Origin of the sequence: Paenibacillus sp. FSL R7-0179, assembly GCF_038002265.1 — a bacterium.
GTDB lineage: Bacteria > Bacillota > Bacilli > Paenibacillales > Paenibacillaceae > Paenibacillus_AQ.
In genome coordinates this window covers 1-26,548 of the sequence record NZ_JBBOCC010000001.1, presented here as the reverse complement: position 1 = coordinate 26,548, position 26,548 = coordinate 1, and the positions used below count along the sequence as shown (strand labels likewise).

At 50.5% G+C, this 26,548-nt stretch carries 21 protein-coding genes; 17 read left to right on the top strand and 4 right to left on the bottom strand.

Going from position 1 to position 26,548, the window contains the following annotated elements:
* Nucleotides 1-12 precede the first annotated feature (12 nt).
* From MKX63_RS00105 to MKX63_RS00060, 10 genes are all read left to right on the top strand, one after another.
* On the top strand, nt 13-1,179 hold the full coding sequence (locus MKX63_RS00105; RefSeq protein ID WP_341014453.1) for a GyrI-like domain-containing protein: 1,167 nt from the start codon (nt 13-15) through the stop codon (nt 1,177-1,179).
* A gap of 81 nt (nt 1,180-1,260) precedes the next feature.
* A complete protein-coding gene (gene yaaA, locus MKX63_RS00100) occupies nt 1,261-2,019 on the top strand; it encodes a peroxide stress protein YaaA (RefSeq protein WP_341014452.1) in 759 nt (252 codons plus the stop codon).
* A 262-nt stretch (nt 2,020-2,281) separates the two neighbouring features.
* Nucleotides 2,282-5,644, top strand: a complete 3,363-nt coding sequence (locus MKX63_RS00095; RefSeq protein WP_341014451.1) for a HEAT repeat domain-containing protein — start codon at nt 2,282-2,284, stop codon at nt 5,642-5,644.
* Between the two features lie 126 nt (nt 5,645-5,770).
* On the top strand, nt 5,771-6,415 hold the full coding sequence (locus MKX63_RS00090) for a hypothetical protein (RefSeq protein ID WP_341014450.1): 645 nt from the start codon (nt 5,771-5,773) through the stop codon (nt 6,413-6,415).
* 192 nt (nt 6,416-6,607) lie between these two features.
* Nucleotides 6,608-7,711 carry an ROK family transcriptional regulator gene (locus tag MKX63_RS00085; protein WP_341014449.1) on the top strand — a complete coding sequence of 368 codons (1,104 nt, stop codon included), beginning with the start codon at nt 6,608-6,610 and terminating at the stop codon, nt 7,709-7,711.
* A gap of 251 nt (nt 7,712-7,962) precedes the next feature.
* On the top strand, nt 7,963-9,003 hold the full coding sequence (locus tag MKX63_RS00080; RefSeq protein ID WP_341014448.1) for an NAD(P)-dependent alcohol dehydrogenase: 1,041 nt from the start codon (nt 7,963-7,965) through the stop codon (nt 9,001-9,003).
* A 439-nt stretch (nt 9,004-9,442) separates the two neighbouring features.
* Nucleotides 9,443-10,066 carry a glycoside hydrolase family 11 protein gene (locus MKX63_RS00075; protein WP_341014447.1) on the top strand — a complete coding sequence of 208 codons (624 nt, stop codon included), beginning with the start codon at nt 9,443-9,445 and terminating at the stop codon, nt 10,064-10,066.
* Nucleotides 10,067-10,233: 167 nt separating this feature from the next.
* Entirely contained in the window at nt 10,234-11,094 is an 861-nt protein-coding gene (locus tag MKX63_RS00070) for a formylglycine-generating enzyme family protein (RefSeq protein ID WP_341014446.1), read from the top strand.
* A gap of 226 nt (nt 11,095-11,320) precedes the next feature.
* The gene (locus tag MKX63_RS00065; RefSeq protein ID WP_341014445.1) at nt 11,321-12,886 is read left to right on the top strand and encodes a glycosyltransferase family 39 protein; all 1,566 of its coding nucleotides are present in this window, start codon (nt 11,321-11,323) and stop codon (nt 12,884-12,886) included.
* Nucleotides 12,876-13,124 (top strand): hypothetical protein, encoded by a 249-nt coding sequence (locus MKX63_RS00060; protein WP_341014444.1) that lies wholly within the window; start codon nt 12,876-12,878, stop codon nt 13,122-13,124. Before MKX63_RS00065 ends, MKX63_RS00060 begins: the two co-directional genes overlap by 11 nt.
* Nucleotides 13,125-13,194: 70 nt before the next feature.
* Here the strand turns inward: MKX63_RS00060 and MKX63_RS00055 are convergent, their stop codons facing one another.
* Nucleotides 13,195-13,725, bottom strand: a complete 531-nt coding sequence (locus MKX63_RS00055; protein ID WP_341014443.1) for a ClbS/DfsB family four-helix bundle protein — start codon at nt 13,723-13,725, stop codon at nt 13,195-13,197.
* A gap of 107 nt (nt 13,726-13,832) precedes the next feature.
* Here MKX63_RS00055 and MKX63_RS00050 point away from each other — a divergent pair, with 107 nt between their 5' ends.
* Together MKX63_RS00050 and MKX63_RS00045 are read left to right on the top strand one after the other, a co-directional pair.
* Nucleotides 13,833-14,750 (top strand): AraC family transcriptional regulator, encoded by a 918-nt coding sequence (locus MKX63_RS00050; protein ID WP_341014442.1) that lies wholly within the window; start codon nt 13,833-13,835, stop codon nt 14,748-14,750.
* 24 nt (nt 14,751-14,774) lie between these two features.
* Complete coding sequence (locus MKX63_RS00045; RefSeq protein WP_341014441.1) at nt 14,775-15,350, top strand: GNAT family N-acetyltransferase; 576 nt, start codon at nt 14,775-14,777, stop codon at nt 15,348-15,350.
* A gap of 750 nt (nt 15,351-16,100) precedes the next feature.
* Here MKX63_RS00045 and MKX63_RS00040 read toward each other — a convergent pair.
* Together MKX63_RS00040 and MKX63_RS00035 are read right to left on the bottom strand one after the other, a co-directional pair.
* The gene (locus MKX63_RS00040; RefSeq protein WP_341014440.1) at nt 16,101-17,876 is read right to left on the bottom strand and encodes an ABC transporter ATP-binding protein; all 1,776 of its coding nucleotides are present in this window, start codon (nt 17,874-17,876) and stop codon (nt 16,101-16,103) included.
* Nucleotides 17,863-19,638 carry an ABC transporter ATP-binding protein gene (locus MKX63_RS00035; RefSeq protein WP_341014439.1) on the bottom strand — a complete coding sequence of 592 codons (1,776 nt, stop codon included), beginning with the start codon at nt 19,636-19,638 and terminating at the stop codon, nt 17,863-17,865. The genes MKX63_RS00040 and MKX63_RS00035 overlap by 14 nt, the downstream gene beginning before the upstream one ends.
* 232 nt (nt 19,639-19,870) lie before the next feature.
* On the opposite strand from MKX63_RS00035, the gene MKX63_RS00030 reads away from it, so the two are divergent.
* Nucleotides 19,871-21,250 (top strand): amino acid permease, encoded by a 1,380-nt coding sequence (locus MKX63_RS00030; protein WP_341014438.1) that lies wholly within the window; start codon nt 19,871-19,873, stop codon nt 21,248-21,250.
* A gap of 286 nt (nt 21,251-21,536) precedes the next feature.
* Here the strand turns inward: MKX63_RS00030 and MKX63_RS00025 are convergent, their stop codons facing one another.
* Nucleotides 21,537-22,511, bottom strand: a complete 975-nt coding sequence (locus MKX63_RS00025) for a DUF4003 family protein (protein WP_341014437.1) — start codon at nt 22,509-22,511, stop codon at nt 21,537-21,539.
* A gap of 990 nt (nt 22,512-23,501) precedes the next feature.
* On the opposite strand from MKX63_RS00025, the gene MKX63_RS00020 reads away from it, so the two are divergent.
* The 4 genes from MKX63_RS00020 to MKX63_RS00005 all read left to right on the top strand — a co-directional run.
* Nucleotides 23,502-24,494 (top strand): radical SAM protein, encoded by a 993-nt coding sequence (locus tag MKX63_RS00020; RefSeq protein WP_341014435.1) that lies wholly within the window; start codon nt 23,502-23,504, stop codon nt 24,492-24,494.
* Nucleotides 24,494-24,982: a hypothetical protein gene (locus MKX63_RS00015; protein ID WP_341014434.1), complete on the top strand. Its 489-nt coding sequence runs from the start codon at nt 24,494-24,496 to the stop codon at nt 24,980-24,982. Before MKX63_RS00020 ends, MKX63_RS00015 begins: the two co-directional genes overlap by 1 nt.
* Nucleotides 24,983-25,002: 20 nt before the next feature.
* A complete protein-coding gene (locus MKX63_RS00010) occupies nt 25,003-25,791 on the top strand; it encodes a hypothetical protein (protein WP_341014433.1) in 789 nt (262 codons plus the stop codon).
* Nucleotides 25,792-26,092: 301 nt separating this feature from the next.
* Nucleotides 26,093-26,548, top strand: a 456-nt coding sequence (locus MKX63_RS00005) for an ABC transporter transmembrane domain-containing protein (RefSeq protein ID WP_341014432.1), incomplete at its 3' end; no start/stop codon positions are given.

Here is a 26,548-nt window from a genome sequence, read left to right as displayed (position 1 = left end):
AGGAGCTGACCTATGAATCTGAGCAAGCAAGCACTGCCGCAGCAAGCAGCTGAAGGCTATAGTCCCCGTGTGAAGCCGGTAATCCTGAGAATGGTGGAGGAGCTGAAGCAGATGGAGATGTTAAGTGAGGTTCATGTAGAGCAGGTTACGGAGCTGTGCAGCATTGTGGACAGGCCGGAAATGAAGGTTGTGGGGATTGCGCTGCCAATATCGTATGAGAGCCGGGGGTATGGCGGGTATTATGATTCCGGGCAGGCGGGCGGTACGATTAATGATTACTTTTATACAAAAAAGCTGGCGGCAGAAGGAGAGATTGCACTGCTCTCCAGTCTGATAGAGCACCAGATTAAAGGCCGGGAGATCGTCACAGTACGCACTGAGGTTCAGGGGGATGGCAACTACAAAGTGATTGTGGGCATGGAGGTAAGCAGCTTCGGGGGGCTGCCAGCGCATTTGCCGGAGTATACGGAGACGCTGACCGTACCCGCTTGCCGGTATGCCAAGGTTCTGATCAATGAATCGAAGAGCGCCGGGCGGACCGGCTACGAGGAACGGATGCACGCCGATGAATATTTCGTGGGTGAATTCCGCAAGGATACAAGCTATGTCTATAATCCCGCCGGCCTCAGCTTCAATACATATGACCCGTCCGGTGAGATTCTTACCAAATACGAGCCGGTGATTCTGCCGGGGAATACGGCCGAACAGTTCGGCTCCCTGCGCTTCAAGCCCGTAACCCTGCCGGAAATGAAGATTGCCTGCAGCATGACGCTGCCGGAGGATGAGGAGTTTGTGATCACCAAATATTTCGGCGTGCAGGATCAGGTATTCGCCACCGGGGCAGCCCGTTATTACTTGCATGACTATTACGGATTCCCGGTGAACAGCGGGGAGGAGGGGAAGGTGAATTCCTGCTTCGGCACAAGGGTCAGCAGCTTCGATGGCCTTCCTGACAGTGTGGAGAAGGTGACGGTGCCCGGGGGCATCTATCTGCATATTACCCAGCTTGAGGTGAACGGCGACAATCCGGGCATCCCGTACGATGCCGCGTTCAATCATCTGGAGGAGCTGTACCTGAGCGCCCACCCTGAGTATACGCGTGACTGGAGCAGGCATGTGATTGCCCGGTTCCGCCAGGCGAACTGCGCCTCTGTCTTCGTACCGCTTGCTGCTGAATAGCTTGGCCGGGGGCCGGCGGGGAGATAATATGATAGTATAGAGGTACATTTATTTTCCCGTAGGGGTAGAAAAGAGCGTATCATGAGAATCATCATTTCACCTGCCAAAAAGATGAAGACGGACACGGATTTCCTGGAATCCCGCCAGGCTCCGCAGTTCTTAAACGAGTCACAGACGCTCCTGGCTCTGCTTCGTAAATTGAGTTACGCAGAAGCCAAGGCGCTGTGGAAATGTAATGATGCTATTGCTGCGCTGAATATGCAGCGGATTGAAGAGATGGACCTGACCCGGAACCTGACCCCGGCGATCTTCGCCTATGAGGGCATCCAGTACCAGTACATGGCGCCGGGGATTTTTCAGACGGAGGAGCTGGACTATCTGCAGCAGCATTTGCGGATACTGTCCGGGTTCTATGGGATCGTCCGGCCGTTCGACGGGGTGGTCCCTTACAGGCTGGAGATGCAGGCCAGGCTGGGCGGGCCGGGCTTCAGTACCCTCTATGAGTTCTGGAACAGAGGATTAGCGGACCAGCTGTTCGCAGAGACTGACACGATTGTGAATCTGGCCTCCAAGGAATACAGCAAGTGTGTCTCTCCCTATCTCAGCAGCGGTGTCCGGATGGTAAGCTGTGTATTCGGGCAGGAGATCGGCGGCAAGGTAGTGGAGCGGGCGACACTGGTTAAGATGGCCAGGGGCGAGATGGTCCGGTTCATGGCGGAGCAGCAGATTACCAGCGTGGAGGAGATTCAGGGCTTCAGCGGATTTGATTTCCGGTATGAAGCGGACTTGTCGGATGAGAACACGTATGTGTTCGTTCAAGCCAAGCAAGACAAAGAGTAGACTGATAGAGTGAGCAGTATAGAGGGTAATCTTGAAGATGGTGGAAGCACCGGATTCGGGGTTACCCTTTTGTTTGAAATATAAGAATTTATAGGTTTCACTCCATAACTTATCCTTATATTTCTCGCTGAAACGGTACCGTCCTTCAAAAGGACGGCAATGCCGTTTCCACTTGTTGCGGGTGAAAGCTTGCTTTTTGTAAAATAAGGAAGAACTCAGAACAGATCCAAGAGGAGGACGTATGACTAGGAGACGAGACCCATTGAATAAAGAGCGCTTACTGGGGGAGCTGGATGCCCTGGGGTATTCCGATAGAATCAAAGCAATCACAAGACTAGGCCGCGATCATCTGGGGTCCCCGGAATACTCACAGTTACTTAACTCCTTACTTGGGGGCGGGGCTTATGAAGCACGGCTGGCCCTGATGGGGGCGATCGCGACAATGGATGCGCCAGTGATTCTGGCGGGGCTGAAGCACCCCATGGCCAGCATCCGTAATATGGCTGCGGGTCTGCTGCCCAAAGCCGCTTCAGCCGAAGAGATTGAACGCGAGCTTCCGCAGCTGTCACAGGATTGCCGCCGCAAGCTGCTGCGTACGGTAGCCCTGATGAACCGCCAGGAGGTGGCGGAACGGCTATTGCCAGTGGTACAGGCCCGCTGGGGCGCGGGCGAGGCGGCGATTGTGCTGCAGGCTTGCTCTGCGGCAACCGTCCGCGCGCGGCTTGCTGAGCTGGGGTACGCCATTCAGGATTGGAAAAAGCTGTCCAGCCGCCATCTGGAGGTGGTCGCGGAGTATTTCACCAGAGAGCTGGAAGCGGCCCCGCTAAGGGCTAAAGGGCTGGTGTGGTCACAGTTCTCCTCCGCGATGGAGCATTTGAGTGTTCATAAGCCTGATCTTATGCTTGCCTATGCGGTGAATCATGGGCCGGCAGACATGCTGCCGCCTGCGCTTAAGGCGAATCTCGGCACACTGATGCGCCTGCGACCAGGCGCGGTGTATGAGCTGCTGATCCGGACGCAGGTGCGTGGTGAGCTTATGACTTATGGTGTGCCTGAAGCTGTGCTCAAGCGGGCGAAGCTCCTCTCCATGAATCAATTGTCGCAGCTTGCCAAGCTGCTGGCGGACGAGCCCTACCATGTGGCGCGGCTGCTGGAGCATCTTGCGCCTTCTAAGCGCCAGGAGATTTTCGATGCTGCATATGAGGAGGAGAAGCGCCGGGAGCGGGTTTTTCCGGAGAGCCTGCTGTATGTATTGCCGCATGCGCTGCGTGAACGGGAGGCTGCCCGGATGCTGGGCCTGCGTGAGATCAGGGAGAACCGGGAGAGCACCCTGCGCATCACCGCCGCCCGCCCGATTCTTCAGGTCAGAGAGCAGCTGGAGCAGGCAATCCGGGTATCGAATGCAGATGAACGCGCTACGGCGCTGATGCAGCTGATCCGCAGCACCGTTCTGGCAAGGCAAGGCATGGAGGCTACACTGCTGACCTTAGGCCGTATCCGTAATGATCAGGACCCGGTGCGGGGGGCGGTGTTCAAGGAGCTATCGGAGAGTCCGGCGTCTGTGTACGAGACTGCCCATATCCCGGCGCTTACTGTGCTGGTAAACAGCGTGATTGATGCCAGAGACACCTCCTACGGAACGAGGTACTCTGTGCAGCAATTGGCCTTCTCGATTCTGCGCCATCAGGCGGCGGAGCCGGACGGAGAGCTGTTCAAATTCGCGCTGAATACGCTCCAGAAGCTGGCGAAGCAGGACGGGCAGTTCTCCCTGCCATCCCTGGCGAAGAACATGCCGCGGGGCGTGGAAGAGATCATCTTTGACAGTATCTATTCCTACGCCGCACAGGCGGGCAAGCGGGAGAATTACAACCTGGTGCTGAGCCTGGCGACTTCTTTTGGGAAAAGGGGATACAGCATCGTCAAGCTACAGCAGCTCTTACGGGAAGCCACCCGGGCCAAAAACGAAGGAACCGCGATCCGGGCAACCCGGCTCTGGCTGGAGCCGCTGCAGACGCGCGATGAACGGGTGAAGGAGCTGCTGGATGCAGATCCATCTTATATCACCATCCGCGAGGTGTTCTTGCATCTGCACCTGAAGCGTCAGGAATGGCTGGACCCTTATATTTCGGGGGCTGCGATCAAGGGAAAGTTCCTCTCGGGCAAAACGGTCTATCCTGTTCCGGCTGCGGACGGATTCTACCGCTGGCTGCCCCGCCAGCAAGAGGCGTATGCTGCCCTGTTAAGCACCATTGCCTTCGGTCCCAAGTACAGCCTGTTTGAGCGTTCCAGAGCGATCAGAATTATGGCAAGTATGCCGGATGGGAATCCGGAGCGGCCGTATGAGCTGGTACAGGACAAAGAGGTGGCTGTGGCGGAGGCAGCGCTTCATGCCTTGTCCCTGCTGGAGGAGCCGGAGAAAGCCCTGCCCGTGCTGCTGGAGCATCTGGATAGCGACCGGGCCCGTGTAGCGATGTACTCCATCCCGAGGTGTATCCGCCGGGTCCGTCCGGCGCTGCTGTCCCTGGTGCTGAAGGAGCTGCTGGACCGTGAGAAGCTGAAAATTACCGTCCGGAAGGAAGCCATCCGCCTGCTTGGTGCGTATAGAAGTGAGGACAGCCTTCCGCTGCTGTTGAATGAATTTGCGAAGCCAGCTGTGCATAAGGATGTGGTGATTGCTATAGGGCATGCTGCCAGAGGGCTGCTGGATGATGAACGGAGCTGGGAGCTGCTGCGTGCCATCGCTGCTTCTCCAGAGCGTGATATCGCAGTGAGCTTATTGTCCCAGCAGCCTGCCGGGCTTCCGCTTGCTTGCAGACCGCGCTATCTGGACTTAATCATAGCCATTGCCGCTCACCCGGATGAATCCGTCAGCAGCCAGGCTTATAGTTTCATGAAGTGGTGGACAAGCGGTTATGAAGGCGCCGTTGCAGAGGCTGCCGCTCAGGCAGTTGCGGGTCTTAAGAACAGCTCCAGCTGGGAGTTCGCGATGTTGACCTTGATTGAAGCTGCCCGGGACGGTATGGTGAATGCGGCTGTAGCCGATATCTGCCGGGAGCTGGCGGCAACGCCCGTGACGCAGGAATGGAATGCAGCGGCGGATAGAGACCTGCCGCACCGGCAGCGCCTGCAGGTACTCGTCAAGCAGTTAACCGGTCTGCCCAAGAGTACAAGGGTACAGCTTACCCCATTGTACCTGGAGCTGGCCGATACGCTGGCCGCCGATGAGACGTTACAAGAGCTTGTCTTGACCTTATATATCGCAGTGATCGATTGGAGTAACACAGAGGAGGCGTCCGGGTATGTGAAGCGGATCGCGCAGGGAATAACCCGTCAGCCGCAGCTCTTGAGCGAGTTGTACCGTGGGCTTGCCGCCAGCCTGGAGAACAGCGCCGGATACTGGACACCGGAGACATTGCTTGAGATTGTGGATGTTCTGCGGGCAGAACCGTCTTACGAGGCTCCGTATCTCGGACTGTCCTTGCTGGAAGCGGCGGGAAGCGCACTGCGCTGGAGCCCGGAACCGTCGGAGCGTCTGCGGGAGTACAGGAATTATGCGAATCCCGCAGTCCGCACACAGGCGCTGAATATTTGGACGGCGAGGGAATCCCGGCTGTTCATGCTATAACCGCATATGCAGGATGGGCCGAGGCTTGCCTTGCTCATCCTGTTCGGAGCGGCCGTAGACCCGGAAGCCTAAATGTTCATAGAATCCGGCAGCATTAAGAATAAATAAGAATCGAGATGAAGCGATATGATGACCCGTCAGCGGCTGATCCGGTTTGGCGGAATGGCGTTTATTGGCTCCGGCCTGCTCTTTTTGGCCCAATATCTGTTCCTTAGACCGGTGCCTGCTCCCCCGCTGGAGGATGCTGCGCTCTTATCATGGCTGAGCGAATGGCGGTTCCAGCTGTCGATGGCAGACGAGGTCTTGTTCTTCGCTGCGGTACTTCTCATCCCCTCCATCGCGGCATTATACCGGCTGCTGGTGCAGGTGAATCCGGTCCTGACTGTGTTTGGCTGCGGCCTGCTGGCGGTTAGCGTTCCTGTCTATATCGTATTGGTTATTATTCTGGGGAGGCTGGTCTATCCGGTATATGGGATTGAGCTTACGCCGGAGAGCTACAGGCTGATTATCAGCTTCTATTACGGGGGCGTGCATTGTGTTGCATTAATCGTTGGAATCGCAACGATTCTGCTGAGCCTTGTAATTTGGAAGAGCGGACTGGGAACATTCACGGCAGCTCTCGGGCTTCTGACCGGCGTGTTTGATCTAATCGGCTCCTATCCATGGTTACTTGGTGAGGAAATGATCCTGATCTCCCAGTTACTGTTCGCCGGCTGGTTCGTCATGCTTGGCGTTAACATGCGAATGATTGCGACAAGAGGGACCGATTAAGGCCATCGGCCCAAAAGATTAATGACGGGCCTTCCAATTCTTGATACAATAAAACTACATACGTGAAATTATTCACAATAAAAACGGCTATGATTGCTATAACGGGTGTGATTGCATATTATATGTATAAAATTATAAAGTACATTTGTAAAAGTGAGGGGGATTCGAATGGCGACACATCGCTTGAATAGTATGGAAGTTAAAAAGATGAACCGGAACGCCATTTACCGGTACCTGTATCACCGTGAATCCACTTCCATTCAGGAGATTGCACAGGCGCTGGGTCTAAGTCTCCCGACCGTGACACAGAATCTCAAGGAGCTGCAGGAACGGGGGCTGATTGAGGAGACCGGGCTGTATCAATCCACCGGGGGGCGTAAGGCCAAGTCAATGGCCTGTAACAGTGTGGCGGGATATGCCGTCGGACTGGACATTACCCTGAATCATGTGGGGATTGTCGTCATTGACCTGAGCGGCAGAATGATTAAGAATGTCAGGAAGCATTATCCGTTTGCGAATGAGGAGACCTACTTCCAGGGGGTAGGCCAGCTGGTGAAGGAGTTCGTAGAGGCCTGCCAGCTGGACCGCAGCCGGATCCTGGGAGTGGGCATTGCGCTGCCTGCGATTCTATCCGGGGACCGGCAGACAGTGAGCTATGCTACAGTCATAGATTTCAAGGGAGGCAGTGTCCGGCGGTTCGCCGAATACATCCCTTATCCCTGCGTTCTGAGCAATGATGCGAATGCGGCGGGACTTACTGAACTGTGGGGTGAGCAGGACATACACAATGTGGTCTATCTGTCCCTTAACAATAGCGTGGGCGGTGCCATTATAGTCGGTAACCAGATCTATGCAGGCCAGAACCACCGTAGCGGAGAGTTCGGGCATATGACGATTCTGCCTGAAGGGCGTACCTGTTACTGCGGACAGAAGGGCTGTGTAGATGCCTATTGCTCGGCGAGAATTCTCTCGGATAGTACAGGGGGGAGCATTGCGGAATTCTTCCGGCTGCTGGGAGAGGGCAAGGAGGAGCAGCAGGCCATCTGGCAGGAGTATGTAGGCTATCTGGTGATTACAGTGAATAACCTGCGGATGCTGTACGATTGCGATGTGATTCTCGGCGGCTATGCCGGGGCTCATATGGAGAAATACATCGATGAACTTCAGACACTGGCAGCGCGCAAGAACACCTTCGAGCAGGATGGCTCCTACCTGCGGGTCTGCAAATATAAGCTGGAGGCCACCGCTGTGGGCGCTGCCCTGGAGCTGGTGACGGAATTTATCGCCAGCATCTAGATTCCGGTTGATTTTACCCTAATGCAATATCTGCTTTCCCCGCTCCTCCGGAAGAGGGACGTTGCTGCAATCGCGGCCTTGTCCTTCTCTGGGGGAGTTTTTGTTGACTTCATCCCAATTCTGTTTATAATCTTATTTAAACTGTTTTATAAAAGTATATTATTATTGGATGACTGGAGAATGAATGCAGAAGCCTGGGAATAACAGGAGTTTTGCTAAGAGTGTCTAAGGTCCCTGAGGAGGAGAAACAGATGAAGAACAGAGCCTTTTATATGACGGAACTGCAAAAAATGCAAATGAAGGACATCGATATGCCCGTAGCCCGGGAGGGCGAGGTTATTGTGAAGCTGGAGGTTGTCGGCATCTGCGGATCGGATGTGCATTATCTGGAGCATGGCCGGATCGGTGACTTCGTGGTGAATGGGGACTTCATTCTCGGACATGAATGTGCCGGTGAAGTGGTGGAGCTGGGGCCGGGCGTGAAGCATTTGAAGGTGGGGGACCGGGTGGCGCTGGAGCCTGGTGTGACCTGCGGCCAATGCGAATTCTGCAAAAGCGGCAAATATAATCTGTGCCCGGATGTACGTTTCCTCGCTACGCCGCCGTACCATGGCTGTCTGATGGATTATATGGCTTACCCCGAGAACATGGCCTTCAAGCTGCCGGATAATGTGTCTTCGGAGGAGGGCGCGCTGGTCGAGCCGTTGGCGGTGGGGCTTCATGCTGCGGCGCAGGGCGGCGTTAAGCTGGGAGACCGGGTTGTGATTCTGGGAGCGGGCTGTATCGGGCTGGTCACTCTGCTGGCCTGTAAGGCTTACGGGGCTACGGAGATTGTGGTGGTGGATATCATTGAGAAGCGGCTGGAAGCGGCAATGAAGCTGGGAGCTACACGGGTGATCAACGCCAGACAGGAGGATGTGCTGGAGGCCATTGCGGCCTGGACCGGTGGCGCGGGCGTGGATAAGGTTATTGAGACGGCAGGCAGCGAGCATACGGTGAAGCAGACGCCATATCTGGTCAAAAGAGGCGGAACCATCGTCCTGGTCGGCCTTGCCGCCAAGGATATCATCGACTTCGACTTCATGCAGATTATGTTCAAGGAAGCCGGCATCCAGTCGGTCTTCCGTTACCGCAACCTGTATCCGGCGGCCATTGGAGCCATCGCGGACGGCAAAATCGACGTCAAAGGCATCGTCACCCACGAATTCGAATTCGAGGACACGCAGCGAGCGTTCGATTACGTGATCGACAATAAGGAGGATGTGGTCAAGGCCGTTATTAAGATGGGGTAGAGGGACGATAGAGGATTGGTTAACAGATTAGCAATGGACGAATAGTGACAAGTGAGTAAAGCTGAACAGTACAGAGCTGCCCCGTTGGGGCGGCTTTTTTGGCGTGAGGAAGAGCATTAGTGCACCTGATTTCGGCAAAAGTAGGCCGGATGAGCAAATATTTGTCCGCCACCGGCCACTGCCGAATTTCCCCGAATTTTCACCACATATCTCCCAGGAGGTTACAATCCGCTTAATTTCGACCCATTATTTCCATAATATCAATAAAAATTGGGGGTTAATCTTTAGTTTGCAGAGAGTAATGTAAACGCTTACTAGATATAATTTTCTCGAAAGGAGGACAAGTAAATATATGGGATAACCATCAGGATAAGTTATATCCTACGGGAAGAAGCAAGCTGCAAGCAAACACATTATAATCGGGAGGTATTAATTTACAATGAAAAAGAAACTTCTTACGGTATTAATGACAGCGGCACTGAGCTTCAGCGCGTTCGCAGCGACTGCAGGCGCAACAGATTATTGGCAAAACTGGACCGATGGCGGCGGAACTGTGAATGCGGTTAACGGAAGCGGCGGGAATTACAGTGTGAACTGGTACAATACCGGGAACTTCGTAGTCGGCAAAGGGTGGACCTACGGCACGCCGAACCGGGTAGTGAATTATAATGCAGGGGTGTTTGCGCCTTCCGGCAACGGCTATCTGACCTTCTACGGATGGACCCGGAATGCCCTTATTGAATATTATGTGGTAGACAACTGGGGAACTTACAGACCAACCGGCGATCATAAAGGCACGGTGTACAGTGATGGCGCCACTTATGATATCTATCGTACTATGCGTTACGACGCTCCTTCCATTGACGGAAATGCTACGTTCCCGCAGTACTGGAGTGTAAGACAATCCAAACGGCCAATCGGCAGCAATGTCCAGATTACGTTCAGCAACCACGTGAACGCCTGGCAGAGCAAATCGATGTATCTGGGAAGCAACTGGTCATACCAGGTACTGGCCACCGAAGGCTACCAGAGCAGCGGCAGCTCCAACGTAACTGTGTGGTAATAGACAAGCTGACAGGCGTCTTGCCGTTCCGGCAGCGGCGTAAGTTCAGCTAACCTTTGACAGGGCTAAGGCCGGCCGGGTGGACAAGCTGCCGGCCTTATCATTTTCACACACTGAACTGCGCTAAGGTCCTGTACCTTGCCCATCTGCTCAAAGGAGAGGTATTCATGAGAAAACCATTAATGATTCTGATTCTATGTATGGCAATCGCGGCTATAGCCAGTGCTTGCTCGCAGGAGAAGCCTGCCACGGATGAACGTTTGGTGCGTATAGAAGGCGGTACTTTTAAAAATACGAAATCCAATTACTACGGGACAGAGATGACCCTCCCGGACTTCTACATCGGTAAATATGAGGTCACCCAGCAAGAGTGGCTGGAAGTGATGAAGAGTAACCCCTCGCAGTTCCAAGGAGACAAGCTGCCGGTGGAGAGCGTAACCTGGTATGATGCCGTGGAGTACTGTAATGAGCGGAGTGTGAAGGAAGGCCTGGCCCCCTACTATAATATAGACAAGAATAAGGTCGATCCGAATAATACAAGTGACCGGGATTTCATAAAATGGACTGTAACGGCCAATGAAGGGGCGGACGGTTACCGTCTGCCGACAGAAGCCGAGTGGGAATATGCAGCAGGCGGAGGCCAGATGAGCACAGGCTACCCGTATAGCGGAAGCGACAACCCGGAGGAGGTAGCCTGGTACTGGAGGAACTCCGGCGATCAATTCCTGACCGGGGACTGGACCTGGCCTGCGATTGAGAACAATCATAGCCAGCCGAGAAATACCGGCCTCAAGCAGCCCAATGAGCTGGGACTCTACGATATGTCAGGCAACGTAAGGGAATGGTGCTGGAATTGGTACGGGGAAGCGGATTCGAATAGCAAGACCGGCTCGGTCCGGCTGGTGAAGGGCGGCGGCTGGATCGGCGGGGTGGATAATACGGAGATCTCCTTCCGCGGCCAATTCGATCCAAGCAGCCGGGGGAATGACCAGGGCTTTCGTGTGGTTCGTGCTGTTGCTGACAAGTGATTCACCCGTTCGTATTCAACAGGAACAGAATAGTTTAAGCAGCAGGCCTTCGGGAAGCTTTTCCGGCATGAGCGCATCTGTGGATGCGGCGGCTGGAGAGGACCCGGAGGTTTTTTGGTGTCTGAAGCATCCTTTCAACTAACATTCAGATTCACTATGTATACTCCGTATATGGATTAAGGCACATGCGAAAGACTCGCCGGACGCTGCCAATCAGGAGGGTATCATGGTAAAAAGAATCCAGCAAATCGTAACAATCATCCTCGCCTTATTCATTGGGCTGTTCATTGCTTCATCCTTCTTTCTCCGGGCAAAATATAGCTATTCCGTGTATGGAGACCGGGCGGTGCTGGAAGGGCAGCAGCCGCTTGTGTTCCTGCTATGGATTGTAGTTGTTCTGGGATTGGGCTTCGTGCTGTACAGACTCTCCCGGAGGCTTGAAGGGTATAGCCGGGCCAAGGTTATTCCAGCTGTTCTGCTGTTATCTGGTGCCATGCAGCTCGTGATTATTTTTCTGTTCACCCGCATGCCTACGGATGATTCACAGACGGTGCTGTCCCTGGCCTGGGCGATGCTCTATGACAAGGATTATTCCTCCTTCCAGTCAGGCGGATACCTGTACATGTTCCCTTTTAATTTCTCCTTCGTGCTGTATTTGAAGACGCTGCTGCTTCTATTCCCGGACAATTACCTGGTGATCAAAAGCTTCAACATTCTGTTCACGCTCGCCACCACGCTGGTCATCTATCTGCTCGCCCAAGAGCTGAATCCTAAATCAAGCAGGAAGGACTATGGCCTTCTGATTATCGCTGCGGCCTATGTTCCGGCATTGTTCATGAGCAACTTCATCTATAATGATGGAATTGCCACGGCTCTGCTCACCAGCGCGCTCTACTTCGGAGTCAGGTTCATCCGCAGAAGATCCATGAAGGATATGCTGTTCGCGGCAGTACTGCTTACACTTGGTAACTACTTCCGCAGCATAGGTATGATCTTCCTGATTGCCATTGTTCTCAGTCTGCTCCTGAACCTGCGGGCGATTGGCGTGAAGAAGGTCATTGCTGCCTGTGGCATAACCCTGCTGCTGTGGGTTCTTCCTGCCTGGATTCAGAATACGGCGCTTCAAGCCACAGGCATTGTGGACGAATCGCCGTCCAGCAATTCTGCTCCGGTGTACATGTGGCTGAACATGGGAATTAATCTGGAGACACTCGGGTTCTGGGATGACCGTGAGAGCTATAATATCTACCAGCAGGAGGCCGGCTATAATAAGGCGGAGAGTGTAGAACTGTTTAAGGACTCTATCCGCAGCAAGCTCTCCGGCGCGACCTTAACTGAGCTTGCAGAAATGTATTATAAAAAGCTGGTCTGGACCTGGACGGAAGGGACATATCAGATGGAGCGCTACGGGATTGGAAATGAAGCCGCCTCCTCCACTGGCGGGAGGGGCGGCATGGTGATGGGACACTACAGCTATTCCACAGCCGCAAGCAGACTGTTTGAATGTGATTCCATATACCGGCGCGGCTTGCTGTGGGCCTTATATGTCCAGAATTTCCTGATGTACATCTTCATTCTGATCCGGTTAATCCGGGGACTGCTTGCTAAGCGTTTCGCGGAGACCCCGCTCCTTCTGGTGATTCTTGGCTTCATCGGGTTCTACCTGCTCTGGGAGATTAAGTCCCGGTATCTGTATCCCGTGTATCCGCTGCTGCTTGTCTTGTCTTACCTGGGTTTCCAAGATGCCTATAGCCTGCTGACCGGCAGAAGGAGGTCTCATGATGCGGAATAAGAAATACTATATCACCTTAATTATTAGTGTGCTTATTTGTTCGCTGCTGCTCACTTCCTGCGAAGCAATCACTGCCCAGAATATTACCAGTGCAGACTTCAATTCCCGGCCCGGCGGGTTCCCCGGCATGAACGGCGGCGGCGCCAACTTCAGGGACGGGAGCAGGGGAATGAACCGGGAAGGCACTGGCAAGAGGGGGATGCAAAGGCCAGACGGGAGGGCAGACAGCACGCAATGATTGCGAAGCAGTGGACGCTAACCTGTTATCCCGCTATCCCGCTATCCCGCTTTGTGATGCTGCCACTTTGTCACTCTGCGAGTCCTTCAGGACAATGCTTTTTCCACTTCCGGATCTTCCCCCGGAAGGTCTTGAACGGAGCGGCAGAATTAATGTGAATCCACCGGGCCATCGGCCAGTTCTCCTTGGCTCCGGTCCACTTACGCGCGCCTTGGATGAACAGCTCCTCCTCCGTCAATGTGCTGATCCAGTCCAGCCACTGCTGCTCTGATTGCCGGAAGAGTTCACGCAACTCAGACAGAGAATACTCCGCATATTTACTGTAGAAGGACTGATACAACCCGCCGAGCTGATTCCACTTGTAATCCGCAGCAGGCATGGAGAAGGTCTGTCCTTCCAGCTCACTCCGGTCCCAGCTCCTCACCAGCTCCAGCCAGCCCAGCTGATAAGCGATGATCTCGGCTGGGGTTTTGTCCACCTCAGGAATTCGCGTATCCTTATATGTATTGTTAATTCCGTCATACTCGGCATCCAAGAGCAGGTACAGATTATGGATCGTGTCGATCAGCTCCTGCCGGGACGAGTATTCATAGCTTGCCATAACAATCACTCCTTTCCTCTGGTTATACCACAGGGTTGTGACAACAGTCTGTCCAGTTTACAATATTTGTACAGTATTGTAACACGAAGGAGACAGGGGGTTCAGTGATGAAGGAGCAGTATGGGGAGAGGATCAAGCAGGTCATTGCCTACATAGAAAATCACAGCAGCCAGCCGCTGCGGCTGGATCAGCTGGCGGAGATCTCCCATTTCTCCAAATATCATTTCACCAGAATATTCACAGCCTTCACGGGCATGACGCCGATGGCCTTCGTAACCAGGAAGCGTGTCGAGCAGGCCATGGTGCTGCTTAGCCGGACGAATCAGACGATTCTGGAGATTGCAGGGGAGAGCGGCTTTGAATCGGTATCTGCTCTGAATGTCCATTTCAAACGGCATTTCGGCTGTACCCCCAGCAGTACCAGGAATAGCAGGCAGAAACATAGCAATTTCCCGTCACTCCTCAGCAATAAGCAGGCAGAGCCGGCCGCCCCGGCGGAATACAATAAAGCAGAAGGTAATCCGCTGTTAAGGAGGGCATGGGACAGTATGGTGGAACTCAGAGAAATTGCAGAGGTTGAGGTCGCTTATGTCAGGCATATTGGAAGTTACATAAACACGCATAACGCATGGGACAAGCTAACCGGCTGGGCTGCTAAGCAGGGGCTGCATCCGGCGAATCAGCAGTACATCGGAATCTCACTGGATGACGGGGAACTTACAGAAGAGTCTGTATGCCGCTATGATGCTTGCATTACACTCCCGGAGGGATTCGAACGGGAGACCCACCGGGAGGAGGTAGCATACAAGACTCTATCCGGCGGGCTGTATGCGGTGTATTCCTACTATGATGCGGTAGATAGATTTGTCCTTGCGTATGATACCATGTTCAGCGTATGGTTACCCCGCAGCGGCTATGAAGCCGATGACCGGCCATGTCTTGAATTCTGCCTGAATGATCCTGCGCAAGATCCGCAGGGCAAGTGCATGGTTGATTTGTACGTCCCCATTAGGCCAAGCGCTTAAGGATCAGAGAAGGGAGTGCCCCGGATGAAGATGGAGATTGTGTTTGACCAGTTCCCTGTCTTAAGGTCAGAGGAGCTGGTATTGGGCAAGATTGAGGAGCAGCATCTGGATGGGCTATTCGAGATTTACAGCAATGACCAGGTGTTCGAATATTGCGGCATTATCCCCAAGCACAATAAGACTACAGTCAAGAGCATGATCGGTCATTATGAGCGGGATTATGGCAAAAGATCGCGGATCAAGTGGGGCATCTTCGCCCCCGCAGACGATACGCAACTGCTCGGAATTATTGAAGCCTGCGACTTCAATCAGAGGGTCAATATGGTGACCATTGGCTACTTCCTTGCGGAAGCCCAGTGGGGGAGGGGCCTCGCTTCCAAGGCCGTTGAGCTGTTGACAGCATTCCTGTTCCAGCAGGCTCAGGTGAACCGGATTCAGGCAGAGGTGATGCTGAACAATGAGCCTTCCAAGAAGGTGCTGCTGAAGAACGGATACGTCAAGGAAGGGATGCTGCGGCAAGCGGCCCTCTGGTCCGGCAAGGGAGTGGTCGATCTGGAGATCTACAGTATGCTGAGGGAAGAGTACATGAAGCAGGAATAAATAATGCACGGGTAACAGGTTTTCCGCTTAAAGGTTTTACCACCGGACCATGAGGCTCTTATTTTGTGAAAAAGATAGCTTTATCGCTCGCCTGCGGACTGAGGGGCCGTTATAGGGCCAATTGGTGATGGAAATGAGGCGAAAATGACTAGTTAAGTGCATGTGAGTCCGCCTGGCCCGCAAAATGGTACAATGTACAGGAATAGCGGCTCTCCAGTCCGCGTGGACCGCAGTAGTAGTACTGCTTCATTGCACATGATAGAGGAAGCCAGTAACAGTAGTGTTAGGCGGTATCCGTTCTTACATGTGTAACTATTCTTCACTGAAGATGTGCTGTACGGTTCAACTAAGCACGCAAAAACCGCAGACAGGGGAGTCCCTACTGCGGTTTTTGGCGATTTCTTAAAATATAAGAATCTATATGTTTCACACGATAGATTATCCTTTTATTTTTCGCTGAAACGGTACCGTCCTTTAACAGGACGGCAAAGCCGTTTCCACTTGTTTGAGCCTATATAAATTGAACTTAAAGTAAACAGACAGGGAAAAGTGGCGGAGGAGAATTTTGGAACTGTAGGAGCGTCAGCGTCCGCCTTTGTCACCGGATTTCTACCGCTAATAGCGGTTCAAATTAATTCAAGAAATCTGGGGACAACAGCGGCCGGAGGGCCAAATATTCTCTGGAGTCACGGCAATCCCAAAACTGAAAACTAAAAGTATAATCTATATAGCTTTATCCTGCGCTACACCTCAGGCTTCCATCTTCTGCGCCGTATACAGCCGGTGGTACAGGCCGCGGCGGGCGATCAGCTCGTCATGTGAGCCGCTCTCGGCAATGCCCTTATTTGAGACATACATAATCCGGTCGCAGTTCTTCACCGTAGACAGGCGGTGCGCGATGATGAAAGAGGTGCGCCCCTTGAGCAGCTCATTCAGCCCCTTCTGGAGCAGACGTTCGGTCTGCGCATCAATGGAGGAGGTGGCTTCATCCAGGATGAGTATCCGCGGGTTGGCCAGCAGCGTTCTGGCGAACGAGATCAGCTGGCGCTGTCCCTGGGAGAGCTTGGAGCCGCGTTCGTTCACCTCGGTCTGGTAGCCCTGATCGAATTCGCGGATGAAGTCGTCCGCGCAGACCGCCTTCGCAGCGGCGATAACCTCCTCCTCGGTCGCATCCGGTCTGCCGTAGCGGATATTATCCAGAATGGTTCCCGAGAAGATGAAGCTGTCCTGCAGCATAATTCCCATCTGGCTGCGCAGTGATTTCAAGGTAATCTGCGAGATATCCTGCCCGTCAATCAGGATGCGTCCGCCGGTCAGATTATAGAAGCGCGAGATCAAATTAACGACGGTGGTCTTACCCGCACCGGTCGGACCGACTAGAGCGATGCTCTCTCCGGCAGCCACATCGAAGGAGATGTTCTCCAGGATATTCAAGCCCGGATCGTAGGCGAAGGTGACATCATCGAACGTCACCCGGCCCTGTACAGGCGGCAGCGCCTTCGCACCGGGGATATCGCTGACCGTCACCGGCTCATCCAGCGTCTCGAAGATCCGCTCCAGATAAGCGACCGCATTAATGAAGTTGTTGTACAGGTTCGACAGGTTCAGGATCGGCTGCCAGAAGCGTGCCGCGTAGCTGCTCATGGCGAGAATCACGCCCAGCGTCATGTTCTGAGGGTCCAGAGTCAGCAGGCCGACCAGGAAGATCATAGCTGTAACAATGGTAGACAGGTTATCGACACTGAACGGAATCAGAATGTTGTAACGCAGCGCCTTCATCCAGGCCGTGCGGAAGTTGCCGGCCAGACGGGTGAAGATGCCTTCATTGCGCGTCTCCCGGGAGAACATCTGGGTGACGCCGATGCCGCTGATGCTCTCCTGCAGATAGGCATTCAGGTTGGAGCTTTTATTCGATACGGCCTGCCAGGCCCGGCGCTGCCGGGTCTTGATCAGCAGCATGATGCCGAGGAATACCGGCAGTCCGGCCAGAATGATGAAGGAGAGCCGCACATCCACGGCGAACATGAACACTGCAATGAAGATCAGGTTCACAATTTCCAGAATGAAGTTGATAATCCCGTTGGACAATACATCGGAGACCCCGTTAACGTAGTTCACGACCCGGATCAGGATTTTGCCCTGCGGCCGGTCGTCGTAATATTTGAAGGGCAGCTCCTGCAGATGCTTGAACAGGTCGGTACGGATATCGAAGATAATATCCTGGCCGACACGGGTCATAATCCGCGAGCGAATCGTAGCCAGAATGACGCTGACCACGATCGTTGCCAGCATCAGCCCCGACCAGCCTGCTAGTGCTCCCATGTCTTTGGCGGGAATGGTCACATCCACGACATGCTGCATGATCAGCGGGGCCGACAAGGCGATTGCCGCCGACAATGCGCTAAGCGCGAATGCGATAAGCATCGGCTTCTTTTTGCGCCGTATATAGACCATGGCCCGCCGGAAATGCTTGATATTGAACGGCGATTCCAGATTCTCATCGACATCGAATTTATTTCTGGCCATTCTCGGTCACCTGCCTTCCAATGCCCTCGTTCTGAAGCATGAATACATCATAGTAGTAACCCCGCTTCGCAAGCAGCTCGGCATGAGTCCCTTCCTCAATTAAGCGTCCGCCCTCAAGAATCAGAATGCGGTCAGCCTGGGCCGTAGTGGATACCCGCTGGGCGATGATGATCTTCGTGCAGGGATACTCCAGCTCCCGCAGGCTGCGCTGAATATGCTCCTCCGTCTCCAGATCGACCGCAGAGGTCGTATCATCCAGGATCAGAATCGGACGTTGGACCGCCAGGGCGCGTGCCAGCGCAATCCGCTGCTTTTGGCCCCCGGACAACCCGACGCCGCGTTCCCCGACTACGGTATCGTAGCCTTCAGGCATCCGGACAATGAAATCATGGGCAGCGGCCAGAGCCGCGTAAGCCTTCGCATCCTCCTCAGGCAGCTCGGGATCGCCGTAAGCGATGTTGCCGTCAATGGTATCAGAGAACAGCAGGACATCCTGTGTAGCCATTCCGATGTTCCCGCGCAGTTCATCCAGCTCCAGCTCCCGGACATCTCTGCCGTCGACCAGCACACGCCCGCCAGCCACATCATAGAAGCGGGGAATGAGGTTGATCAGCGAGGTTTTGCCGGAGCCGGTGGCCCCCATAATCGCAATGGTCTCGCCGGGGGCTATTGTGAAGCTCACATCATCCAGCACGGTAGCGTTATCATATTTGAACCGGACATGGTCGAATTCGATCCGTCCCTCATAGCGGCGTTGCTCCACCGGATTATGATCATTGGCAATCGCCGGACGGGCGTAATAGATATCGACGATTTTGGATAAGCTGGCAAAGAAACGTTGAATATCATTAATAATAATTCCGATATTGCGCATCGGGTTCGAGACGGCCCAGATCAGCGAGGAGAACGCCGTGAACTCACCGAAGGTAATCCGCCCCTCCATCACGTAGTAACCGCCGGCCAGCATCAGGACCACGTTGAACCCTTGGGCGAACGACTCCAGGTAAGGGAAATAGTCGAGCCAGACGAGGGCCGCTTTTTTATTCGCCACCGCGTAGTTGACATTCTTCTCTGTGAACTTGGCAATCTCGAACTCCTCACGGGCAAAAGCCTTCACCACCCGGTTCCCGGAGATATTCTCCTGGGTCGTTGTATTGAGCTGGGACAGCCGTTCGCGCAGGTCGATGTACATGGGACGCACCCGTCTGGCGAAGATAAAGGCCACCACAAATATCGGCGGTGACAGGATCAGCATCCACAGCGTCAGCTTCACATCAATTGTGAGGAAATAAATGACGGCTGCCAGGAAAATCGTAAGCGATTCAATGATCGTCTTGAAAATCCACGCCATCGAGTGGCGGACCATATCCAGATCCCCCGTCATTTTGGTCATCAGGTCCCCGGTGCGGTTGCGGTCATAATATTCCCGGTCCTGGCCCTGAATCTTGTTGTACAGATAAATCCGGATATTGTACATCATATTCTGTGAAGAAATTTCGTACTGCATGGTCGTGAAGTATGCCAGCCCTGTACGGAGCAGAGAGAAGCCGATCATGCCCAGGCACAGTGCAATGAGCAGTCCGCGTCCTGTAGCAAGATTCTCTCCTGCTTGGTCACCGGCAATGAACGTATCGACGATGCGCTGGCTGATGTAGGGGTTCACTATCGTAAGACTTGAGCCCACCACTGAGAGGCAGAGTGCCACGATATACCGCGCCCGGTTGCCCTCCAGGTTCTGCCACAGCCATTTGATTTCAAACATCTGATCACCTGTTTCCTGTTGTCTTGTGATAAACAAAGTGATTATAACACTATGAAACCAAATGTATAGGGATACGAATAATTTCTTTTTACAAAAGCTTGAACTTTGTAATGGAGTAATTCTGCATTGCGTTAATGTAGATCACAGCTTACAATGATGCTTACATATTAAGATAGATTGCGTGGAGTACATGTGAGGTGTACAGGTGTACATTTGAGGGGGAGCATAACGCTTGGAATCGAAACAGTTAACAAGAGGACTTAAGCCGCGGCATATCGAGCTGATCGCACTGGGCGGCACGATTGGCGTGGGATTATTCATGGGCTCGGCAAGTACGATTAAGTGGGCGGGGCCGTCCGTGCTGCTTGCGTATCTTATGGCAGGAATCATTATGTTTTTTGTGATGCGGATTATGGGGGAGATGCTGGTGGTGGAGCCGGTGACCGGTTCGTTCGCCACGTTTGCCCACAAATATATCAGCCCGCTGGCCGGCTTCCTGACCGCCTGGAGCTACTGGTTCCTATGGGTGACGGTCGGTATGGCCGAGGTTACGGCGATTGGTATCTATGTCGGGTACTGGTTCCCGGATATTCCGCAGTGGATTCCGGCGCTGATCGGTGTAGGCATCATTGCAGCGGCCAATCTGGCGGCGGTGAAGCTGTACGGGGAGTTTGAATTCTGGTTTGCGATGATCAAGGTGGTCGCTATTGTGGTGATGCTGGTGATCGGCACCGGGGTGATTTTCTTCGGTCTGGGGAATGGCGGGCAGCCGCTCGGGCTGTCCAATCTGTATAGCCACGGCGGTTTTTTTGCCGGAGGACTCAAGGGCTTCCTGTTCGCGCTCTGCATTGTCACGGCGGCCTATCAGGGGATTGAGCTGGTGGGGATTACGGCCGGGGAAGCGGAGAATCCGAAGCATACGCTGCGAAAAGCAATCAAGAATATCATCTGGCGTATTCTGATTTTCTACGTGGGGGCCATCTTCATCATTGTGACCATCTATCCGTGGAATGAGATCGGCGGGATCGGCAGTCCGTTCGTGTTGACCTTCGCCAAGGTCGGGATTGTCGCTGCGGCAGGCATTATCAACTTCGTGGTGCTGACCGCGGCGATGTCAGGCTGCAACAGCGGGATCTACAGTGCGGGAAGAATGCTCTACACGCTCGCCCAGAACGGACAAGCTCCGAAGTTCTTCGGCAGAGTCTCTGCCAGCGGAGTGCCCCGCAACAGCATAATCACAACGATCTCCCTGCTGCTGGTCGGCGTATTGTTAAACTATCTGATGCCGGACTCCAAGCTGTTTCTCTATATTTACAGTGCCAGCGTGCTTCCGGGAATGATTCCGTGGTTCGCCCTGGCCTTCAGCCAGTTCAGATTCAGAGAGCGATGGGCAGGCGAGATGGCCGCCCATCCGTTCAAGTCCCGCTTTTTCCCGGTCAGTAACTACATTATTATCATCTTCCTGTCGCTGGTCATCATCGGCATGTGGTTCAACCCGGATACTCATCTGTCGCTGATCGTCGGCGCGTCGTTCCTGGCTGTTGTTGTGGCGGGGTACTATGCGTTTGGGATCGGCAGACGCCGTATGCCCGGGGATGGGGAGGAAGTGTAGGATTGTTGCGGAAGGGTGGCAGGCAAGCGGCCGCAGCTGCTTAACATAACAACAAGTGGATAAACGTCATCTAATTATAACAAAAACGTTGTTTGGCGAATTGTAGTTGGAAATTATACACCTAATCCAGCCGGATATAGGTAACATCGCAGATATGGGCAGAGTTAAGTGTCATAAATCCAACTAATTTCCGTCACACGGGAGATAGCCCGTTAACAAGTGCCTGAAATCCAACTAAAAGGCTTCCGAAGCAATTACGCTCCGGAAGCCTTTTGCATGTCAACCCTTAAGAAGAAGCTGCCGCAGCAGCAGAGGCCGCAGCTACAGCAATCGCTGTCTGCTGGGCAATGATGATGTTGGTCAGACTGGTAGATAGGGCGGATTCAATAATGCCGTTTCGCACGTCCACTATATATTGATAGGAGACGAGTGCGGCAGACAGCAGGAGCAGCTCCTGCTTGTTGATCGACCAGCCGCCGAAGCCCTTCTGCGGACGGAGAAACTCATAGGTATCCGAGACATCGCTTACCAGCTGTTGCTGTTCGTACGGAAGCAGGGCCAGGATGCCAAGGGACGAGAGAGTATACTCCTTATCCAGCCGGATATCCCGGGCCCGGAACGCCTCGCGCAGAGTTAGCACCCGGCTTGTGAGATCCTCTCCGCCTAGCACCAGCACCTGTGTCAGCGCCTGAACACTATTGCCGGAGAAGAATTCGGGCTTGAGCGTAGCATAGAGCTGCTCCAGCTGCTCCAGCCCTTGCTCTACAGGGATATCGGAGAGTCCGAGCATGGCAGCGAAGATATAGTCATCCCGCCCGGTGAGGAAACGGTGCTTCGACCGCATCCCTTCATAGAAAGCTTGAGTGCGGTCTATGGCTGCGGCATATTGATCGTACGGGGTATGAGCAGCGATCTGATAGGCGGCAATGACCAGGTAGTCGGAGGCCCGGAATTTACGTTCCTTAAGCAGGTCATATACAGCCAGCGTAGCTGCAAGCTGCTGCTGCGGCTGGGGGGACAGGGAGAGCAGCGCAGCAATACAGATGGCTGAGGTTCCCCGGAAGGAAGAGAAGCCCCGGGTGTTATCCTTGACCATCTCATGGTACATGCGGATTGCCTGCACATTGGCGATCTTGTCCTCCACGGCGTAGAGCAAGGCTGCCAGCCGGTTCACGGAGGCATTTTGCCAGGGGAATTCCTGTTTGATCTGCTGGGCGTTGGTTACGAATAATTCAAGTCTGGCTATGTACGATTGCTTCATCTGATGCACCTCTCATTTAGTGGTAGTTAACTTGGGTGTATTCTACTATAAAAACCAAATCAATGAAATTGAAACTCATTCTGCAGACTTGTAATAGTAGTAACACTCAATGATGAAGAACACGAAAAGATACGGCAGCTTCTTCATGGGAATGGACGTTGCAGGGAATTCGAAATCGCTGTCTCATTCCCATGTTAGTCAATGAAAGTCAAGGAGCCCTTCCTAAGCGAATGGAAATTTCCTAGTGAGTCAGGGGAAGTGAGTTATGATGCCCCATGGCTTTGAGCCTACCTTGTGAGTTATTGGAAACAGCCGGCCAGGGATGGCTGCTATCATTACGAGAGAACTGAAGGTCAGAATTTTCGTCTTGGCCTGTTCAAAGCGGCTTGTGTGCTATGCCCACTGGACAGTTGACCTGTTGAAACAGCGGTTATCGAGATGAATTTCATGGAATTTGTTTAACGAGAGACAATTCGGACGACATTAAAAAACGAAACTTGATCCTCACTTTAAAGAAGCGATGGTGTATTCCTACTAAATCTAACGCTGAATTTGTTGCTTGTATAGATGACGTTTTGGAGATCTATGCTTTACCCTACGATCCTAAAATTCCATTGATTTTTATAGGTCAACAGCCGAATATGTGTGAAAGGAAAGCTGAAGTATATTTTTGTTTACGGAACCGTTAGCGGGATGGCGTCACATAAAGGCCTCCGAAGGACGACAAAAATCGCGTAAGTCCTTTCTAATTAAACAATTACGGGACCTTTCATTATCCAGAGGTGAAAATGGATTCGACTCGTTATGAATAACTTTAATATAGAATGGCATTTTATCCTGAAATTTGATTATAAAGTTACTATAAGGGTCTTTGTAATTTCTTGGATTATTATATACAATGACAAAAGTCATTTATTACCTAGAGGGAAAATATGTATTATATAAAAATAAATAGGTTTTAAGGTTAAGATTACTTACTGAGGTGATAATATGTATAAGATTGGTTCTGCATCGCTGGATGTTACCTACAAATGTAATTTAAGATGCAATCATTGTTTTAATTCTAGTGGTGCACCTATTAAATGCGAAATGAGCGATGAGAAACTAATTGAAATTGTTGAAAGCTTGGCTCACTTAAAGGTATCATCACTTTGTTTCTTCGGAGGAGAAACTTTACTTAAATATGATGTTATAACTAAAATGGCGAAAAAGTTCAAGGATGTTTTTCCTAAAGGTGCAGTTAATCTAGTTTCTAATGGCTTACTCTTTAATCGAGAAAAAGCTGAAGGGTTAAAGAATGCAGGAATAAGTTTGATTCAATTTAGCTTGGATGGCATAAGTGATGATTCATATGACTTTATTAGAAACTCGAATGGTAAGCTGAGTAAAGTTCTAGAGTCTATAACTATTGCAAAAAAAGCTGGCTTGAATGTCGGTATTGCTTGTTTACCTCACAAAAAAAATCTCAGCGAAATTAACTCGATTATTGATTACTGCATAGAACATGGAGTGTTCGAATTAAGATTCCAACCCTTTATGCCATTAGGGCGAGGCGATGATAATTTCAACAAAATCTCACTGAATAGGGATGAATATAAGGAATTATTAAAAATTATTGATGAAGGTAAAATTAAAATACTTTCAAAAAGTAGTGAACTAAAAATAGAATGGGGAGATCCGTTAGACCATTTCTATATGCTTAGAGAAGTAGATTATATACCTTACATAAATATAAATGCATATGGGGAAATTTTGTTATCCCCATACCTTCCATTAAAAATGTGGGATCTCAATAAGGCATCTCTTGAAAATTACATAGAAGAGAATATACCTAAAAATGTATTGGGTATCTCCTTGGTCAAGGAAGTCTTAGAAGGTATCTTTAGTGTTCGTGATATGAATCTGAGTAAATTTAATTTACCTAAAATTTTTATGCAAGAGAATATTGATTTACTAGAAATGATGGAAAGCGGGAGAAATTAATGGAGCAAGCTAATGCTAGGTTAGCCGCTGAAGATGATATTAACTCTATTATGGACTTTCTTAAGGATATTAAAGAAGATTCAAAAGCGTATTATGTTTTCGATATGTTGTCAGAAAAAACATCAGATAAAAGTATGAACAATAATATGTATAGAGCAAGAATTGTTCGTTCAATGATCTTTGGGCAGGAAACGGATTGGGTATTACATTATGATTTTAATGATTTGATAGGGGTATCATTAATAAGCTATCCATCACATATAATGCGAAACACCACGGTGTCTTTACTATTTAATGCTTACAAAAAGGTTTCATTACTAGATCAGGTATCTTTGTTGGCGGTAGTAAATAAGTTAACTCCACTTGAATACACAAAAATAAAAGCAGTGGCCAGTTCAATAAATGAAGAACTAATACAATTAGGTTTTGAATTAGAGTTGGAAATTAGTTATCTCAATAGTAAAGATTTTGTATATTCTTCTTATTGAAACGAGGGGATAAAGTGAATTTGGAACAATTTACACCTAGATTTCAAGGTGATGTTGATTTAGAGAAAACTTCTGATGGAGCAATAATTAGAAAGGTTACCTCAGATTATTTTGAACTAAATGTAAATAAAGTCGGAGCAAAAACATTAGAACAGATAAATGGGAAAAATACGCTCTCTAAAATAATTGATAATTTGTATAAAAATCAGAAAGAGCAGGATTTTGAATTATTAAAGAATAAAACGATTGATTTTATTTATGAAATATGGAAAAGAAGGTTTTTTTTGGAAGATGAAGGAATTGAAATCTTCAATAAATTGAAACACTCTTCTGGTGCTTACACTGTAGATCCATTTGGAATTAACACCGGGAATATTCTAGATGACGTGATGTTTAAAGGTCAATTATCAAGTTTTTATTATCCTGATTTCTTAAAAGAAAATTTAAAAAACTTCGTTCAACTAATAGTTAGTAATGGGTTTATTGTTCAGAAAACAGATTTAGATGGGGAAATAAGTGAATTGATATTTATGGAGAAAACCAAAGATTTAAATACATATTATGTCTCGGGTTGGTTCTCAAAATCAGATCTAATAGTAATTAAGGCGGACGCAAGTTTAAAAGATGCAATACAAAAGCATATATCGCTTTTCTATAATATCAATTGCGACTCTCAGCAAATAAAGTTATTGTTTTATGCTGATGATACTAAGGAAAAAATTTTTACATCAAATGGTTGGGTGAAGGTAGGGATTTTTGAAAAAGAATTCCACGATCAATCTTGTGTGTTATTCTCAATAATAACATAAATTTAATTTCGAGGTGAGAGAAGTGCAAGAAAATTATCCGTTGGTAACATCCAGTAATATTAGTCCGAGTTATGAGCCTCAATCAGTTGTAGCCGGTGTTGTGTTTGTTGTTTATGCTGCTGCCGTTTGGAGTGCTGCAGTAGCAGTGAATTACGCTGGGGCTGTAAATTTGGCAGCAGTAGTAAATGTTGGGGCTTGGGTATACGTAGCAAGTTAGTATTGTCTCTGAAATAGAATGAGTGATTAATGTAGGTTTAAATCCTTGTTGGATTTAAACCTACATTAAGGAGGAGTGTTTTGGTTGGAAGTTTTAAATCAAAGTAAAAAGATTCTTAAAGAGTATTTTAAAAAAAAATACATTCTTCTTTTTGGTGGAATATATTTAATTACTACATTAGGGTCAATAATCTTTCCTTATGTTTTTGGAAATACTGTTAATTTATTTATTAGCAATCAATTGAATGATAGCATGATATACATAATTACTCTTTTACTACTACAAATATTACTACTTATAATAAATGGATTTTATAAATATTTTAAAGATAAATATATGTTTGGGGTTGATTTTAGGGTAAAACTAAACTTTTTAGGTCTGCTACAAAGTAAAAATATAAATTTTTCGCTATCTAAAAATCCAGGTGAAATTCAGTATAGAATGTTTAGTGACATTACAATTATTGTAAACAGCTTGTTTGGATATCTAGTTGAAATTCCAGGTTATATATTTCTTTCAATTTGTGTTGTTTTCTTTATT